We start from the raw sequence: 16,065 nt of genomic DNA, 5'->3' as shown, positions 1-16,065 counted from the left end.
CCCCGCGACGGGAGAGAGGCAGCTTTTACAACGCCATCCGGTAGTGAAGGTCAATCATGATCCACAGCGATCCGCCGACCATCACCATGATCAGGAAGCAGGCGAAGAACAGGGTCAGCAGGTTCTCCTTCGGCGTCCGCCTGAAATCGATGTGGAGGAAGAAGCGCAGGTGCACCAGCACCTGGACGATTGCGGCGATGACGATCGCGGCGACGGTCGGTCCGGTCGATAGCAGCTTGAAATAGACCAGCGCGAACGGGATTGCGGTCAGGATCAGCGCCAGCACCAGCCCGGTCAGGTAGGCGCGGAGGTCGGGACCCTGGGTCGAGGCGGTGTGTTGCATGTCAGAGCACCCCGGGAAGGTAGACGACCGAAAAGATGCCGATCCAGACGATGTCGAGGAAATGCCAGAACAGCGCGAGCCGCATCAGCCGCGACAAGACCGGGACGGTCAGCCCCTTGGTGGCGATCTGGCCCATCATCACGACGATCGAGATCAGCCCGACGCTGACGTGGACCCCGTGGGTGCCGACCAGCGTGAAGAAGCCGGAGAGGAAGCCGCTGCGATCCGGCCCGGCGCCCTTGGCGATCATGCCGGCGAATTCCTGGATCTCCATGCCGACAAAGGCGAGGCCGAGCACCGCGGTAATCGCCAGCCAGGCCAGCACCCCGCCCCGGTTACCGGCCCGCGCGGCGAGGCTCGCCATGCCGAAGGTCGTGCTGCTGACGAGGAGCAGCATCGTCTCGCCGAAGGTATGAGGCAGGCTGAAAAGGTCGCTGCCCGTCGGCCCACCGGCAGTGCCACGCGACAACACGATATAGGTGGCGAAGAGCAGCGCGAAGATGACCGCGTCGGTCATCAGGTAGATCCAAAAGCCGAAGTCCTTCTCCGCGTAGCGCTCGGCGTCGTGCGCGGCCTCCGCCCCGGCCGGCGTCGCGGCTGTCGTGTCGCTCATGACGACGTCCCCGGGATCGGCGCGCCGGGGACCCCGACGGGAATATGCTCGAGATCGGGCGGCGGCGCCTTGGCCAGGTCCTCGAAGCGCTGGTTCTCGATCGCCTCGACCTCCGCCGCGGTCATCACGTATTCGGTGTTGTCGCTGCTGGCGCGGATGATGACGATGACGGCGCAGAGAATGGCGCTGGCTGCCACCAGCCACCACATGTGCCAGACGGCGGCAAAGCCGAGGACGAAGGCGAAAGCGCCGATCGCCATGCCGAACAGGCTGTTCTTCGGCATCGGGATGTCCTCGTAGCGCGCCGGCCGCTGATAGGCCGTGCCGGCATCCTTCATCATGTGGAAGGCGTCGAGCCCCTCGACCTTCGGCAGCACCGCGAAGTTGTAGGGCGGCGGCGGCGAGGCGATCGCCCATTCCAGCGTCCGCCCGTGCCACGGATCGCCTGTCCAGTCGCGCAGCGCCGCGCGGTTGCGGAAGGAAACGGCGATCTGGACGATCAGGAAAGCCAGACCGAAGAGGATCAGCACGGCGCCGACGAAGGCGACGATCAGCCAGGGCTGCCAGGCCGCCGTGTCGTAATGCTCCATCCGCCGAGGCATGCCCATGAAGCCGAGCAGGTAGAGCGGCATGAAGGCGAGGTAGAAGCCGATCACCCAGCACCAGAAGGACCGCTTGCCCCATTTCTCATCGAGCTTGAAACCCATCGCCTTCGGGAACCACAGGTTCAGCGCGGCGAAATAGCCGAACAGCGCGCCGGGGATCAGCATGTTGTGGAAATGCGCGACCAGGAAGGTCGAGTTGTGCATCAGGTAGTCGGCCGGCGGCAGCGCCAAGAGCACGCCGGTCATGCCGCCGATGACGAAGGTGACGATGAAGGCGATCGTGTACATCATCGACACGTGGAAGCGGATCCGGCCGCGATACATCGTGAACAGCCAGTCGAAGACCTTCACCCCGGTCGGCACCGCGATGATCATCGTGGTGATGCCGAAGAAGGCGTTGACGTTGGCGCTGGAGCCCATCGTGAAGAAGTGGTGCAGCCAGACGGTGAAGGAGAGGATGGCGATGGCGCAGGTCGCCCAGACCAGCGACGTGTAGCCGAACAGCCGCTTGCTGGAGAAGGTGGTGACGACGCTCGAATAGATGCCGAAGGCCGGCAGGATCAGGATGTAGACCTCCGGGTGGCCCCAGATCCAGAGCAGGTTGGCGAACATCATCATGTTGCCGCCGTCGCCGTTGGTGAAGAAGTGCATGCCGGCGACGCGGTCGAGTTCGAGCATCGTCGCCACGACGGTGATCGCCGGAAAGGCGAAGGCCATCAGGATCGCGGTGCACAGCGCCGTCCAGGTGAACAGCGGCATGCGCATCAGGAACATCCCCGGCGCCCGCTTCTTGAGGATGGTGACGATGAAGTTGATGCCGGTCAGGGTCGAGCCGATGCCCGAGATCAGCACAGCCCAAATCCAGTAGTCGACCCCGACATAGGGGCTGTATTCGATGCCGGAATACGGCGGATAGGCGGTCCAGCCGGCGGTCGAGAACTTGCCGATGACCAGCGACACCATGACCAGCGCCGCGCCGGCGGCGGTCAGCCACAGGCTCATCGAGTTCATGTAGGGAAAGGCGACGTCGCGGGCGCCGATCTGCTGCGGCACGATGATGTTGATCAGGCCGGTGAGGAACGGCATCGCCATGAAGAAGATCATGATCGTGCCATGCGACGAGAAGATCTGGTCGAAATGGTCGGGCGGCAGGTAGCCCTCGGAATTGACGGCGATGGCCTGCTGCGTCCGCATCATGATCGCGTCGACGAAGCCGCGCAGCAGCATGATCAGCGCCAGCGTCACATACATGATGCCGATCTTCTTGTGATCGACGCTGGTGAACCACTCGCGGAAGAGATAGCCCCAGGCCTTGAACCAGGTGATCACCGCCATCACCGCCAGCGTGCCGAAGACGGTGATCAGGGCACCGCCCATGGCGACCGCGCTGTAGAGCGGCAATGCCTCGATGGTCAGCCTTCCCAGCATTGGCGAATTCTCCCCCCGGCCGATACGCGGATTATTCCGCGGCCATCGCCCCGTGCGTCATCAGGCCGTGATCGTATTTCTCGATGATCGAAACGAAGAGTTCGGGCTCGACGCTCGAATAATAGGTCACCGGATGCTTGCTGCTCGGCTTGGCCAGCGCCGCGTAGGCGGTGGCGTCAAGCGTGTCGCCGGCTTGCTTCGCCGCCGCGACCCAGGCCTCGAAATCGGCCTCCGACAGGGCCTTGGCGGTGAAGTGCTGATCGGCGAAGCCGTCGCCGCTGTATTGCGTGTTGCGGCCAACGAAGGTGCCGGGTTCATCGGCCAAAAGGTTGAGCTGCGTCTGCATGCCCGCCATCGCATAGATCTGGCCGCCGAGCGCCGGGATGATCAGGGCGTTCATCACCGTGTCGGAGGTGATCCGCAGCGTCAGCGGCGCGCCGCTCGGGAAGGCGATCTCGTTGACGGTCGCGATCCCCTGCTCCGGATAGATGAACAGCCACTTCCAGTCCTGCGCCACCACCTGCACCTCCAGCGGCTTGCCGGCGGATTCGAGCGGCTTGTAGGGGTCAAGCGCGTGGGTCGATGTCCAGACATGATAGGCGAGCGCGATGACGATCAGCGTCGGCACGATCCAGGCGACCGCGTCGATCCTGTTCGACATCCAGTCCGGCTCGTAGCGCGCCTGCTTGTTGGTCGCTCGGTAGCGCCAGGCGAACCAGAAGGCCATCGCGAAGACCGGAATGATGACGACCAGCATGATGAGGAAGGCGCGAAACAGGATGTCGCGCTCGGCCAGGCCGACCGGTCCCTTCGGATTGGCGATCGGGATCGCGTCGCCGCCGCATCCGGCTGTCACCGCCGCCAGTCCGCAGACTGCGGCAATGGCGAATAGCTTGCTGGCCCGTGGCTGTGTCACCATCTCTCCACGCGGTCCAATGGTTTCCGGTCACTGTCGCCACAACCGGCGACTCGGTCCCATCATCGCAATGCGCCAAGCCTAGCACGAACCGGCCGCGAGGCCAGTTCCCGACGCCAGGACCTAGTGATACCCCTCGCTGCCGACCACGACCTTGCCGTGGCGCAGGAAGGTCCAGTAGACGAAGACCGTGTAGCCGAGGATGATCGGCAGCATAAGCAGCACGCCGATCAGGCTGAAGATCTGGCTGTCGGGCACCGCGGCCGCATCCCAGATGGTGAGGGTCGGCGGCACCAGATACGGGAAGGTCGAGATCGCCAGGCCGATGAAGCAGAGCAGGAACAGCGCGATGGTGGCAAAGAACGGCTTGGCCACCGCACCGCTGGCGAGCCACCGCCACGCGCCGAAGGCCACGAGCAAGGTGACCGCCGGCAGGATCCACAGGAAGTAGATGCTCGGAGTCGAGAACCAGCGCTCCTGGATGCGCTCGAAGCCGAGCGGCGTCCACAGGCTGACGACGCCGACGAAGACCAGCACCGCGAGCATCAGCATCCGCGCATGGCCCCTCGCCCGCGCCTCGATCTCCCCCTCGGTCCGCGCGATCAGCCATGTCGCGCCGAGCAGCGCGTAGCCGAGCACCAGCCCGACGCCGCACATCAGCGAGAAGGGCGTCAGCCAGTCGAAGGCGCCGCCGGCAAACTTGTTGTCGACGACGGTGATGCCCTGGATGAGGCTGCCGAGGATCACCCCTTGCGCAAAGGCGGCGATCGTCGACCCGGCGGTGAAGGCAATATCCCACGCACCGTGCTTGGGCTTGGCGACGCCGCGGAATTCGAACGACACGCCGCGGAAGATCAGCGCCAGCAGCATGACGATCACGGGCAGGTAATTCGCCGGCATGATGATCGAATAGGCCGCCGGGAACGCCACCCACAGTCCGCCGCCGCCGAGGATCAGCCACGTCTCGTTGCCGTCCCAGAAGGGCGCGATGGTGTTGATCATCGTGTCGCGCTCTTCCTCCTTCCTGGTGAAGGGGAAGAGGATGCCGATACCGAGGTCGAAACCGTCGAGGATGACATAGAGGCCGACGGCCGCGGCGATCAGCACCGCCCAGACGATCGGGAGATAGAACTCCATCGGGCTCATGGTTCAGCCTCCCGCCGTCGCTTCGGTGCCTGTCTCTGCTTCGGCCCCGGTCGCGCCGGTCAACGGCCGGTTCGGCACGCCGTCCGGTGGCTCCATCGTCGCCGGGCCCGGCCCCTTGTTGATCAGCCGGTTGATGTAGATGAGACCGGCCGAGAACACGATGCCATAGACGATGACGAAGAGCACCAGCGTCGTCGCCACCTGCGCGGCCGAGATCGGCGACGCGGCGTCGACGGTTCGCAGGATGCCGGTCGCCAGCCACGGCTGGCGGCCCACTTCGGCGACCACCCAGCCACTGAGCACGGCGAGGAAGCCGATCGGCCAGGACCATGAGGCGAGGCGCAGGTAGAGGCGCGACTTGCCGAGATTGCCCCGCCCCCAGGAGATGCCGCCCCAGAAGGCGAGCCCCAGCATGATCACCCCGAGGCCGACCATGATCCGGAAGGCGAAGAAGGGCAGCAGTACCGGCGGCCTGTCGTCGACCGCGAAGTCCTTCAGCCCCTCGAAACCGCCGTCCCACGACTTGGTGACGATGATGCTGGCCAGTCGCGGCACGGAAATCTCGAAATAGTTGCGCTCCTCCTCGTCGGAGGGAATCGCAAACAGCACCAGCGGCACCGGCCCCTCGGTACCGGCTTCCCACTTCGCCTCGATCGCGGCGAGCTTGGCCGGCTGGTAGCGCAGCACGTCGTCGCCCGAGGCGTCGCCGACGAGGATCTGCAGGGGCACCAGCACGACCGCCAGCCCGAGCCCCATCTTGAGCATCGTCATCGCATGCGCCTTGTGCGTCCCGGCCAAGAGGTAGCGGGCGCCGGTGGCGATCACCACGAAGGCGGTGGTGATGTAGGCGGCGAAGACCATGTGAAAGAAGCGCAACGGGAAGGTCGGGCTGAACACCACGGCCAGCCAGTCGGCCGGCACCGCGATACCGTTCTCGATCGCGTGGCCGGTCGGATACTGCATCCAGGAATTGGCCGAGAGGATCCAGAAGGCGGAGAACAGCGTCCCGACCGCGACGAAACAGGCGGCCAGCACATGCAGGCCGGGCGGGAAGCGGTTCCAGCCGAACAGCAAGATGCCGAGGAAGGTCGCCTCGAGGAAGAAGGCGGTCAGCACCTCGTAGCCGATCAGCGGCCCGACGACATTGCCGACGACCAGCGAGAAGTGGCTCCAGTTGGTGCCGAACTCGTAGGACATGACGATGCCGGAGACGACACCCATGCCGAAGGACACGGCGAAGATCTTGGTCCAGAACTTGGCGAGGTCGCGGTAGTGGTCCTTGCCGGTCCGCCGCCAGATCACCAGCAGCGTCGCGATCCAGGCGGACAGGCCGATGGTGAAGGACGGGAAGATGATGTGGAAGGCGATGGTGAACGCGAACTGCATCCGCGCCAGCATGACCGCATCGAGTTCCATCGTTCGCCCCTTATGAACGAGTCGTCTCAGTCGCCTTTAGCGTAACATGCTTCCCCGCCTCCCGGCGGCAACACCGGCTACCCTCTTGTCGCAACGACAAAAAGTCGCGGAAAGCGCAGCAGCACCTTGCCGTCGACGAGCGGCGGATGGCTCGCCGCAATTCTCTCAAGATAATCCGCGAGATAGGCTTCGCGCTCGCCCGCCTCGAGCCGCTCGAGATAGGGCAAGAGCCCCGTCCCCTTCAGCCATTCGACGATCGCCTCCGGGCCGTCGAGGACGTGATGATAGGTCACGCGCCAGATGTCGATCGACGCGGCGAGCGGCCTCAGACGGTCATAATAGGCGTCCGCTGTCGGGATCGCCTCGCGCGCCACCGGCGCCTCGAACCGGTTGCGCCACGGGCCGGCCAGCGCCACGTCGGCCATCAGCCGGTGCGTCGGCTCGCCGAGATTGTCCGGGACCTGAATGGCCAGCACCCCGCCCGGCTGGCAACTCTCGAGGAGCCGCGCCAACACGCCCAGATGATCCGGCACCCACTGGAAGACGGCGTTGCCGAAGATCAGGTCAAACGAAGCGTCGGGAACCCATGTCGCGACCGACGCCTCGATGAACGCGGCCTTCGGCAAGCGTTTGCGCGCCGCGGCCAGCATGTCCGGCGACGTATCGAGGCCGACAAGCGTTGCGTCCGGGTAGCGGGCAGCGAGCAGTGCCGTCGAGTTGCCCGGTCCGCAACCGACATCGACGATGCGCTTCGGAGCGTCCAGCGGCACGCGGGCCAGCAGTTCGGCAGCCGGCCGACTGCGCTCGTCCTCGAACTTGAGATACTGCGCCGGCGACCAGGTCAACTCTGCTGCCCGCTCAGCGGCCCCGGCGGCCGGCTCAGCGTTTCGGCGAGGATCATCCAGACGATCGGCACCATCGCGACCAGCGCGACGACGCTCGCCGCCCGCCCGACCCGCACCGCGTCCGCCGCGAAGGGCGAGGTCATCACGCCTTGCGTCATCGCGGCGAGCCAAAGCCCGAACAACCCGACCGACACCGCGCCCAGCACCAGCGCGCCGAGCGAGGCGAGCCAGCCGCATTCGCAGGAGATCCGCCGGCGACGCCACAGCACCCGACCCGATCCTTCCGGCTCCTTCGCCACGGCGAGGAGCAGGATGATCAGCAGCGCCAGGATCGAGAAATAGGGAAGCCCGGTATTGAGGATGCCCTTGTCGAAGGAGACCGGCCAGTAGCCGCCGAGGACGGTCAGCACCTGCCAGTCGAGCAGGAAGAGCGCCGGAACGATAAAGCCGGTCAGCCGCGGCATGCCGACGGTCCGGGCCCGTCGCCAGACGGGGCGGATCAGCGACAGCGCGAAGAGGCCGAGGATCGCCACGCGAAGGACCGTTCCCGACAACACCGCGACGATCCAGCAGTCGCGGCCATTGTCGCTGCTGCTGCATTCGGAGAATGTCTGAAGCGCCTCGGCGATATACGGGTAGGCGAATGACACCGCGACAAAGGCGGCGATCCGCCAGCCAACGGTTATAGAGAACCTCCTGCCGCTGAGCGGACGCATCCCTTAGGCCCCCTGCCTGCCTGTCGCAAAAACCCGCGATTCGTATCACGCGTCCAAGCGACTGCGAAGCGAGCGCCATGTCAACGCACCGTGCGCGCGGCACCCGCCTGTCGCCCCCCGATGTGGACGATGCAGGCCGGGCGTGACATCCTTGAATAACAATCGTTTCACGGCGGCCTGACTGCAACGGGGAGCACACATGGCACCGGCCGGGACTGACCGGAAAGGAACCGCGACCGGACGCCTGTTCACCGCTGTCGTCGCCGGGCTGATCTGCGGCATCCTCGCCGTGGTGCTGTCGATCGGCGCGGGCAGCCTGCTCTTCTCGCTGACGCTCGACACGCATCTTGCCGCCACTGTCGGTATGGCGCTTGCCGCAACGGCGTTGATTTCCCTGGTCGTCGGCCTGACCAGTTCGATCCCCGGCGCTGTGGCTCCGGTCCAGGAAGTCCCGGTCATCGGCCTGACGGCGGTGGTCGTCGCGGTGCAGTCGGCGATGCCGGAAGGCGCATCCCACGATGCGACCTTCGTCACCGTCGTCGTCGCCGTGGTCCTCTCGACGCTCGTTGCAGGCATCGTCGCAGCAGGGCTCGGGCTGGTGCGCGGCGGCGCGATCGTTCGCTTCGTCCCCTACCCGGTCGTCGGAGGCTTTCTCGCCGGAACGGGCTGGCTGATCGTGCTCGGCGGCTTCGGGCTGGTCTTTGGCCATACGCCCGGTGTCGACGATATCGGACGGCTTCAGAACCTCTCCTTCGCGACGAATCTCGGTCTGACGCTTCTCTTCGTCGTGCTGCTGGCGACCATCGAGGCGCGGGCGACGAGCAGCCTCGTCCTGCCGGGCGCCATCCTGATCACACTCCTGATCTTCAATCTCGTCGTCGTCACCACCGCCATCGACCCGGTCTCGCTCCATGACGACGGCTGGCTGGTCCGCGTCTCGATGGACGGCAACCTGTGGCCTCCGATCGCGCTCGCCGACCTCGCCGTCGTTGAATGGCGGGCGGTGGCGCTGGCGATGATCGCCATGCCGACCATGGTCTTCATGACGGTCCTGTCCCAGTTGATGAACGACACCGGCATCGAGTTGGAGACCCGGGCCGATGTCGACCTCGACCGCGAATTGCGCACCAACGGCGCGGCAAACCTCCTCGCCGGTGTGGTCGGCGGCATGCCCGGCTTCCCCTCGGTTTCACTGACGCTGCTCGCCCGCCGGCTCGGCGCGACCTCGCGGCTGGTTGGCGTTCTGGTCGCGGCGGTCGCGGTCGGCGCCCTGCTCCTCGGCAGCACCGTTCTCGACCTCATCCCCACCTTCCTGCTCGGCGGCATGCTGATCTGGATCGGCGGCGGCCTGCTCGTCCAGTGGCTCTTCGCGTCCTACCGGCGGCTCGACCGCTGGGAGTATCTGGTCATCGTCCTGATCTTCGGCGTGATCGTCGGTGTTGGCTTCGCCCAAGGCATCTTCCTCGGGCTGGTCGCCGCGGTCATCCTGTTTGTCATCCAGTATGGCCGCGTCGACACCATGCGCCTCTGGCTGACCGGGCGGGACTACCAGAGCAGCGCCGCCGCATCGGAAGAACGCCGCAAGCTGCTTACCGCCCTGGGCGATGCCATCGTCATCATCCGCCTGCAGGGTTTCCTGTTTTTCGGCACGGCCGACCGCCTGCGGCGCGCGGTCGAGCGCTACGCCGCCAGTGGCGAGGCTTCCGCCCGCTTCGTCCTGATCGACTTCGGTCGCGTGACCGGCATCGACTCATCGACGGTGCTCAGCCTCACGCGCCTCGTTCAGGTCGCCGAGCGCGATGGTTTCATCGTGGTTCTGTCATCCCTGACGACCGAGCACGGCAACGCCCAGCAGCGTGGCGGCCTCCTTCCCGGGCCGAACCTCCATTTCGGCAGCGATATCGACGCATCGCTGCGCTGGTGCGAGGACGCCTTGCTCACCGAGGCCCATCCCGAGTTCGTTACCGGACCACGAACCCTGATGGCGCTGCTGACCGGCCTGATGTCTGACGAAGCGATGGCGGCGCGGATCGCCCCGCATTTCGAGGCGCGCGACATCCCGCCCGATACCTGTTTCATCGAGCAGGGCGCAGTGTCGGACGATATCTTTCTGGTCGAGTCGGGTCATGCCGCAGTCCAGGTGCGGTCGGCCACCGGCCAGCCAGTCCGGCTGGCGACGATCGGTCCGGGCGCGATCGCCGGGGAGCTTGCCTATTACCTGCAAACGCCGCGCACCGCCTCGGTGGTCAGCGAGGAGGACATGAAGCTCTGGCGCCTGAGCAGGGCGTCGATCGATCAGCTTCGGGCCGAGGCCCCGGAAGTCGCGCTGGCGCTCCATCAGGCAATGGCCACCATGCTCGCCGGCCGCCTCGACGGCACCAACCGCGTCCTCCGTTTCATGGCCGACTGACGCCGTCCTTCGGACGACGGGCAATATGACAGTCCTGTGACAACGAATCCGTGTACCAAGGTTGCGGACCCGCGCCCAATACGATGCACAAGATTTTCGATATATGCGCTCCCCGTCACCGCCAGCATCGTCGGTCCCTTTGCCGGTTCATTCCCTTATTCCGGGCATCGGCGCCGGCGTCATCTGCGGCTTCCTCGCCATCGTCCAGTCCGCCGGCTTCGGCATGCTGCTTCTCGTCGGCGAGAGTCAGGCCCTGGCGCCGACGGCGATCGGCATGGCGCTCTTCTCGACCGCCGTCATGGCCGCCGTGGCGGCGCTGACCAGTTCGACGCCGGGCGTCGTCGCCATCGCCCAGGGCATCCCGATCGCCGCGCTGGCCGGCCCGGTTGCGATGATCATCGCGACAACGGCGGCCGGCAACGGCGACGAGGCGGTTCCGGTGACCGTGGTCGCGGCGGTGGCGCTGGCGACCGTCATCATCGGCCTCGCCTCGTTCCTGATCGGCACGCTGAAGCTCGGTCGCTTCGTCCGTTTCGTCCCCTTCCCGGTGATCGGCGGTTTTCTCGCCGGCTCCGGCTGGCTGATCTTACTCGGCGGTGTCGGGGTTGTCGCCGGCCACTCGGTCACCGCCGCCAACGTCACCCATCTCGGCGACACCTCCACCCTCCTTCGCTTCGCCACCGCCGGCGGCTTCGTCCTGCTGGTCGGCTTGCTGAAGTTGCGGTTACCGGTGAACCTCGTCGTCCCTGCGGTGGCCCTCGCCGCGATCGTCGGCTTCAACCTTGTCACCCTTCTCTTCGCTATCGACGACCCCGGCCTTCGCGCCGACGGCTGGCTGATCTCCGTCGCCGATGGCCAGGCGCTCTGGCCGCCCGTCGTCCCCGCCGACTTCGCCATGATCGACTGGTCGGCGATTGCCGGGCAGTTGATCAGCCTGCCGACGGTCGTCATCCTGACCGTCGTCGCCGTGCTGATGAACGCCACCGGCATCGAGATGGAGACCGGCCGGGACGTCGACCTCGACCGTGAACTGCGCTCGGTCGGCCTTCAGAACCTGCTCGGCGGCGCCGGCGGCGGCATGCCCGGATTCCACTCCGTCTCGCTGACCATCCTTTCCACCCGCCTCGGCGCGGCCAACGCGGTGGTCGGGCTGATCGCCTCCGGTTTCTGCATCGCCGCGCTGGTCTTCGGCCAGGTCGTGCTGTCGCTGGTGCCAACGCCGCTGCTCGGCGGATTGCTGATCTGGGTCGGCCTGTCGCTGCTCACCGCCTGGCTCGTCCAGTCCTTTTCCCGCCTGTCGATCTGGGAATACCTGGTGATCCTGCTGATCTTCCTGGTCATCGTCGGCGCCGGCTTCGCCTGGGGCATCCTCACCGGCCTGATCGCGGCCGCCGTGCTCTTCGTCATCGAATACGGGCGGATCGAGATCGTTCGCCACATCATGACCGGCCGGGACTACCAGAGCAGCAACGACACCGCAGAGGGCCGCCGCGAGGCGCTGCGTCAGGTCGGCGACGCCATCCTCATCGTTCGCCTCCAGGGCTTCCTGTTCTTCGGCACCGCCGACCGCCTGCGCAAGAGCATCCAGCAGCGGATCGAGAGCCACGACGGCACCGCCATCCGCTACCTCATCGTCGATTTCCACCGGGTCAGCGGCCTCGACTCGTCGACCGTGCAGAGCTTCAGCCGCCTCGCCCAGATGACCGGCCCGGACGGCTTCGTCCTGGTGCTGTGCGGCATGTCTGAGAGTGTCCGCACCGCGATGGTGCGCGGCGGCCTCAAGACCGGCGGCGAGTCGCATATCCGCATCGAGAACGATCTCGACCACGGCCTCGAATGGTCGGAGAACAGGCTCCTTGGCGAGACGACGCCGGACATCATCGCCAGCACGCCGGTATCGGCCGAGACCCTCCTGATCGAGGTTGTGAAGAGCCAGAAGCTTGCCGAGGCGCTGCTGCCGCATCTCGAGCGCGCCGAGATCGGGTCCGGCGACACGCTCATCGCACAAGGCACGCCATCGGACGACATCTACTTCATCGCCCAGGGCCGCGCCGCGATCATGCTGGAGGACGAGGCGCTGGGCACCGTCCGCGTCGCCACCGTCGGCCGCGGCTCGATCGTCGGCGAGATGGCCTTCTACCTCGCCAAGCCGCGCTCGGCCTCGGTCGTCGCCGAGGGGCAGGTCGTCGCCTGGCGCTTTAGCGCCCGGAGCCTCGACCGCCTGCAAGCGGTATCGCCGGAATCCGCCATCGGCTTCCACCGCGCCATGGCCAGCCTCCTCGCCGATCGCCTGACCAGTACCAACCAGCTCGTCCGCCTGCTGGCGGATTAGGGATCGGTCGGCGTTTCCAGCTCACGTTCTCGGTCTGCCGCAAGACGGCGGAGGCAAGCGCCACCCGCCAAGCGAGTTCTCTGGCTGTGAGCACAATCACTGCGGTAACGATCGAAGTCTGTAGTCTGCGCCGACTGCGGAAAGTCAGCCGGAAGATTAGAGGAGGAAGGGAATGATCAACCGCAAGTTCTTCTTCGATGAGGTCCGCTGGTCGCTGTTTGGCGGTTCTCTTACCCAGGCACAGGTCGACGGCATGTCGGGCGTGCTCGACGAGTGGGAGGAAAACCACCGCAACGACGATGATCGATGGCTCGCCTACATGCTGGCCACGATTTTCCATGAGGTTGCGAAAAGGATGCAACCGATCCACGAATTCGGCAGCGACGCGTATTTCTTCCGAATGTACGACAAGGACGGCGAACGCCCCGCCGTGGCCAAGGCGCTCGGCAACACGCACAAGGGAGACGGCGTCAAGTTCCACGGCCGCGGTTTCGTGCAACTCACCGGCCGCGACAACTACAAGAGGATGTCGAAGCTTCTTGGTGTCGACCTGATCAAGAACCCCGACGACGCGCTCAAGCTCGATGTCGCGACCAGCATCCTTTTCATCGGCATGCGCGACGGCGTCTTCACCGGCCACAAGCTGGCAGACTACTTCAACCCGATGGAGGAGGACTGGATCGAAGCCCGCCGGATCATCAATCGCCTCGACCGGGCGGAGATGATCGCCGGCTACGGACGCAAATTCTACGCCTCGATCAGCTACACGACCGGGTGACCGGGTCGCGAAATGCTTGATCGATGCCCTCCGCATCCACTTCGGAGTGCGGGGGGCAATGGAGCTCGACTTTGCGTCGGATGCCGGCGACGCAGGGAACGCGAGCGCTCCCCCTCAAGCCCGCGTCAGGCGCTTGTACTTCACCCGGCGGTGGTCGATCGATTCCTGGCCGAGCCTGCGCACCTTGTCGGCTTCGTATTCCTCGAAGTTGCCCTCGAACCACTCGACATGGCTGTCGCCCTCGAAGGCGAGGATGTGGGTGGCGAGGCGGTCGAGGAACATGCGGTCATGCGAGATGACCACGGCGCAGCCGGCGTAATCCTCCAGCGCGTCTTCGAGTGCCGCCAACGTTTCGGTGTCGAGGTCGTTGGTCGGCTCATCGAGCAGGAGGACGTTCGAGCCTTCCTTGAGCAGCTTGGCCAGGTGGACGCGGTTGCGTTGGCCGCCAGAAAGCGAGCCGACCTTCTGCTGCTGGTCGCCGCCCTTGAAGTTGAAGGCGCCGACATAGGCGCGTGAGTTCATCTCGCGCTTGCCAAGGCGGATGATGTCGTTGCCGCCGGAGATTTCCTCCCACACCGTCTTGTTGCTCTCGAGGTCGTCGCGGCTCTGGTCGACATAGCCGAGATGCACCGTCTCGCCGAGGCGGATCGAGCCGCTGTCCGGCTTTTCCTGGCCGGTGATCATCCGGAACAGCGTCGTCTTGCCGACGCCGTTCGGGCCGATGACCCCGACGATGCCGCCCGGCGGCAGCTTGAAGGTCAGGTTGTCGATCAGCAGCCGGTCGTCATAGCCCTTCGACAGGCCCTCGACCTCGATCACCGTATCGCCCAGCCGCTCGCCCGGTGGAATGATGATCTGGGCGGTGCCCGGCGCCCGCTCCTCGTTGCGCTGGAGCAATTCGTCATACGCGCGGATACGGGCCTTCGACTTGGCCTGGCGGGCGCGGGGGGAAGCCGCGATCCACTCGCGCTCGCGATCGAGCGCCCGCTGGCGCGCCGCCTCCTCGCGGCCCTCCTGCTTCAGGCGCTTGGCCTTCTTGTCGAGATAGGCGGTGTAGTTGCCCTCATAGGGAATGCCGCGGCCGCGATCGAGCTCGAGGATCCAGCCGGTGACATTGTCGAGGAAATAGCGGTCATGGGTGACAATCAGCACCGAGCCGGGAAATTCCCTGAGGTGCTTTTCGAGCCAGGCGACGGATTCGGCGTCGAGGTGGTTGGTCGGCTCGTCGAGGAGGATCAGGTCGGGCGCGGAAAGCAGCAGCTTGCAGAGCGCGACCCGGCGCCGCTCGCCGCCGGAGAGCTTGGTGACGTCGGCGTCGTTGGGCGGGCAGCCGAGCGCGTCCATCGCCATCTCGACCTGGGCATCGAGGTCCCAGAGGTTCTTCGCGTCGATCTCGTCCTGGAGCTTGGCGCCCTCCTCCGCCGTCTCGTCGGAGTAGTTCATCATCAGTTCGTTGTAGCGGTCGAGGATCGCCTGCTTGCCGGCGACACCTTCCATGACGTTGCCGAGCACGTCCTTGGCCGGGTCGAGTTCCGGCTCCTGCGGCAGGTAGCCGACGGTCGCGCCCTCGGCCAGCCACGCCTCGCCGTTATATTCCTTGTCGAGCCCGGCCATGATCCTGAGCAGCGTCGACTTGCCCGAACCGTTCGGCCCGAGCACGCCGATCTTGGCGTCGGGATAGAAGGACAGGTGGACGTCCTCGAGGACCTTCTTGCCGCCCGTATAGGCCTTGGTCAGGCCCTGCATGTGGTAGATGAACTGGCGTGCCATGGAGACTCCGGGCCGGGCGCGCGCGACCGGCAATGGGGGAAAAACGAGACAGGATTGGCGCCCTTCTAGTGGAACCGGTGTGCCCCGCGCAAGAGCATGTGCAAATCCCCGCCGGTCGGCGCGGTCCCGTCTCCGCCCGGCAGGCTTGCGCAATACGCGTCCGACCGGCACGGGAGTTGCTTTATCCAGTCCGGGAGAACGGAACAGGGAGGAACCAGAGAAAGACCTGAAGGACAGATCCCATGAACAAGACCGCATGCGCCGTCATCGCCCTTGCCCTGTCCGGGGCCGCCGCCGAGGCCGGTGAAGCCATCCCCCTGCGCGGGCTCTTCTGCCAGACGGAAGCGCAGATTCACGACGCTTCCGACAAGCTGCGCGCCGGCCTTCCGGCCGCCATGGTGGCTGAATCGATGAACCGGGAGGGCGTGCACTGTGTCTATGCCGACCGGATCGATTACGTCGTCGAGACTCCGTATATCATCGACGAGGACAGCCGCGGCAGCCTGTTCACATACGAGGCAAGCCTGACCGGCATCCGGGCCGGCGACAACCTCCGCCCGATCGAACCCCCGCTTCCAATCTATTTCGTCCGGCCGGATCGTATCGCCGGCGCGGTTGCTGCCGGCAAGGTCTAGGCGCAGCGCTGCCGACGCCATCGACCGGGGCGACGAGTCGAGGCCCCGGCGGTTGGCCGATCCAGCCAGAAGCGTTATCCAGTGCCGACATACGGCGCGGAAGTCAGTTGCG

General features: G+C 65.8%; 13 protein-coding genes. 4 read left to right on the top strand and 9 right to left on the bottom strand.

From position 1 onward, the window contains the following. Positions 1-25: 25 nt before the first annotated feature. The 8 genes from cyoD to BLT60_RS24770 form a co-directional block, all read right to left on the bottom strand. Positions 26-343, bottom strand: coding sequence for a cytochrome o ubiquinol oxidase subunit IV (cyoD, locus tag BLT60_RS14550; RefSeq protein ID WP_090877257.1), 318 nt, complete (start codon positions 341-343; stop codon positions 26-28). Position 344: 1 nt separating this feature from the next. Beyond that, positions 345-956 (bottom strand): cytochrome o ubiquinol oxidase subunit III, encoded by a 612-nt coding sequence (gene cyoC / locus BLT60_RS14545; RefSeq protein ID WP_090877255.1) that lies wholly within the window; start codon positions 954-956, stop codon positions 345-347. Then, positions 953-2,989 (bottom strand): cytochrome o ubiquinol oxidase subunit I, encoded by a 2,037-nt coding sequence (gene cyoB, locus BLT60_RS14540; RefSeq protein ID WP_090877253.1) that lies wholly within the window; start codon positions 2,987-2,989, stop codon positions 953-955. The genes cyoC and cyoB overlap by 4 nt, the downstream gene beginning before the upstream one ends. Positions 2,990-3,020: 31 nt before the next feature. After that, entirely contained in the window at positions 3,021-3,905 is an 885-nt protein-coding gene (cyoA, locus tag BLT60_RS14535; RefSeq protein WP_244521276.1) for a ubiquinol oxidase subunit II, read from the bottom strand. Between the two features lie 123 nt (positions 3,906-4,028). After that, complete coding sequence (cydB, locus tag BLT60_RS14530; protein ID WP_090877249.1) at positions 4,029-5,042, bottom strand: cytochrome d ubiquinol oxidase subunit II; 1,014 nt, start codon at positions 5,040-5,042, stop codon at positions 4,029-4,031. A gap of 12 nt (positions 5,043-5,054) precedes the next feature. Continuing rightward, positions 5,055-6,467, bottom strand: a complete 1,413-nt coding sequence (locus tag BLT60_RS14525) for a cytochrome ubiquinol oxidase subunit I (RefSeq protein ID WP_090877248.1) — start codon at positions 6,465-6,467, stop codon at positions 5,055-5,057. A 77-nt stretch (positions 6,468-6,544) separates the two neighbouring features. Beyond that, the gene (tam, locus tag BLT60_RS14520; RefSeq protein ID WP_090877246.1) at positions 6,545-7,312 is read right to left on the bottom strand and encodes a trans-aconitate 2-methyltransferase; all 768 of its coding nucleotides are present in this window, start codon (positions 7,310-7,312) and stop codon (positions 6,545-6,547) included. Next, positions 7,309-8,028 carry a hypothetical protein gene (locus BLT60_RS24770; RefSeq protein WP_090877244.1) on the bottom strand — a complete coding sequence of 240 codons (720 nt, stop codon included), beginning with the start codon at positions 8,026-8,028 and terminating at the stop codon, positions 7,309-7,311. Before BLT60_RS24770 ends, tam begins: the two co-directional genes overlap by 4 nt. Before the next feature lie 199 nt (positions 8,029-8,227). On the opposite strand from BLT60_RS24770, the gene BLT60_RS14510 reads away from it, so the two are divergent. From BLT60_RS14510 to BLT60_RS14500, 3 genes are all read left to right on the top strand, one after another. Then, positions 8,228-10,438: a SulP family inorganic anion transporter gene (locus BLT60_RS14510; protein WP_090877242.1), complete on the top strand. Its 2,211-nt coding sequence runs from the start codon at positions 8,228-8,230 to the stop codon at positions 10,436-10,438. Positions 10,439-10,577: 139 nt separating this feature from the next. After that, complete coding sequence (locus BLT60_RS14505) at positions 10,578-12,770, top strand: SulP family inorganic anion transporter (RefSeq protein WP_175478452.1); 2,193 nt, start codon at positions 10,578-10,580, stop codon at positions 12,768-12,770. Positions 12,771-12,942: 172 nt separating this feature from the next. Further along, positions 12,943-13,548, top strand: coding sequence for a hypothetical protein (locus BLT60_RS14500; protein WP_090877238.1), 606 nt, complete (start codon positions 12,943-12,945; stop codon positions 13,546-13,548). A gap of 114 nt (positions 13,549-13,662) precedes the next feature. On the opposite strand, the gene ettA is transcribed toward BLT60_RS14500, so the two are convergent. Continuing rightward, positions 13,663-15,318, bottom strand: a complete 1,656-nt coding sequence (gene ettA / locus BLT60_RS14495; protein ID WP_090877236.1) for an energy-dependent translational throttle protein EttA — start codon at positions 15,316-15,318, stop codon at positions 13,663-13,665. Between the two features lie 242 nt (positions 15,319-15,560). Here ettA and BLT60_RS14490 point away from each other — a divergent pair, with 242 nt between their 5' ends. Beyond that, a complete protein-coding gene (locus BLT60_RS14490; protein WP_090877234.1) occupies positions 15,561-15,953 on the top strand; it encodes a hypothetical protein in 393 nt (130 codons plus the stop codon). Positions 15,954-16,065 lie beyond the last annotated feature (112 nt).

The sequence above is a fragment of the Bauldia litoralis genome, assembly GCF_900104485.1.
Taxonomy (GTDB): Bacteria; Pseudomonadota; Alphaproteobacteria; order Rhizobiales; family Kaistiaceae; genus Bauldia; species Bauldia litoralis.
Note: the sequence above shows the minus strand (reverse complement) of the source record. Positions and strands in the feature narration are given on the sequence as shown.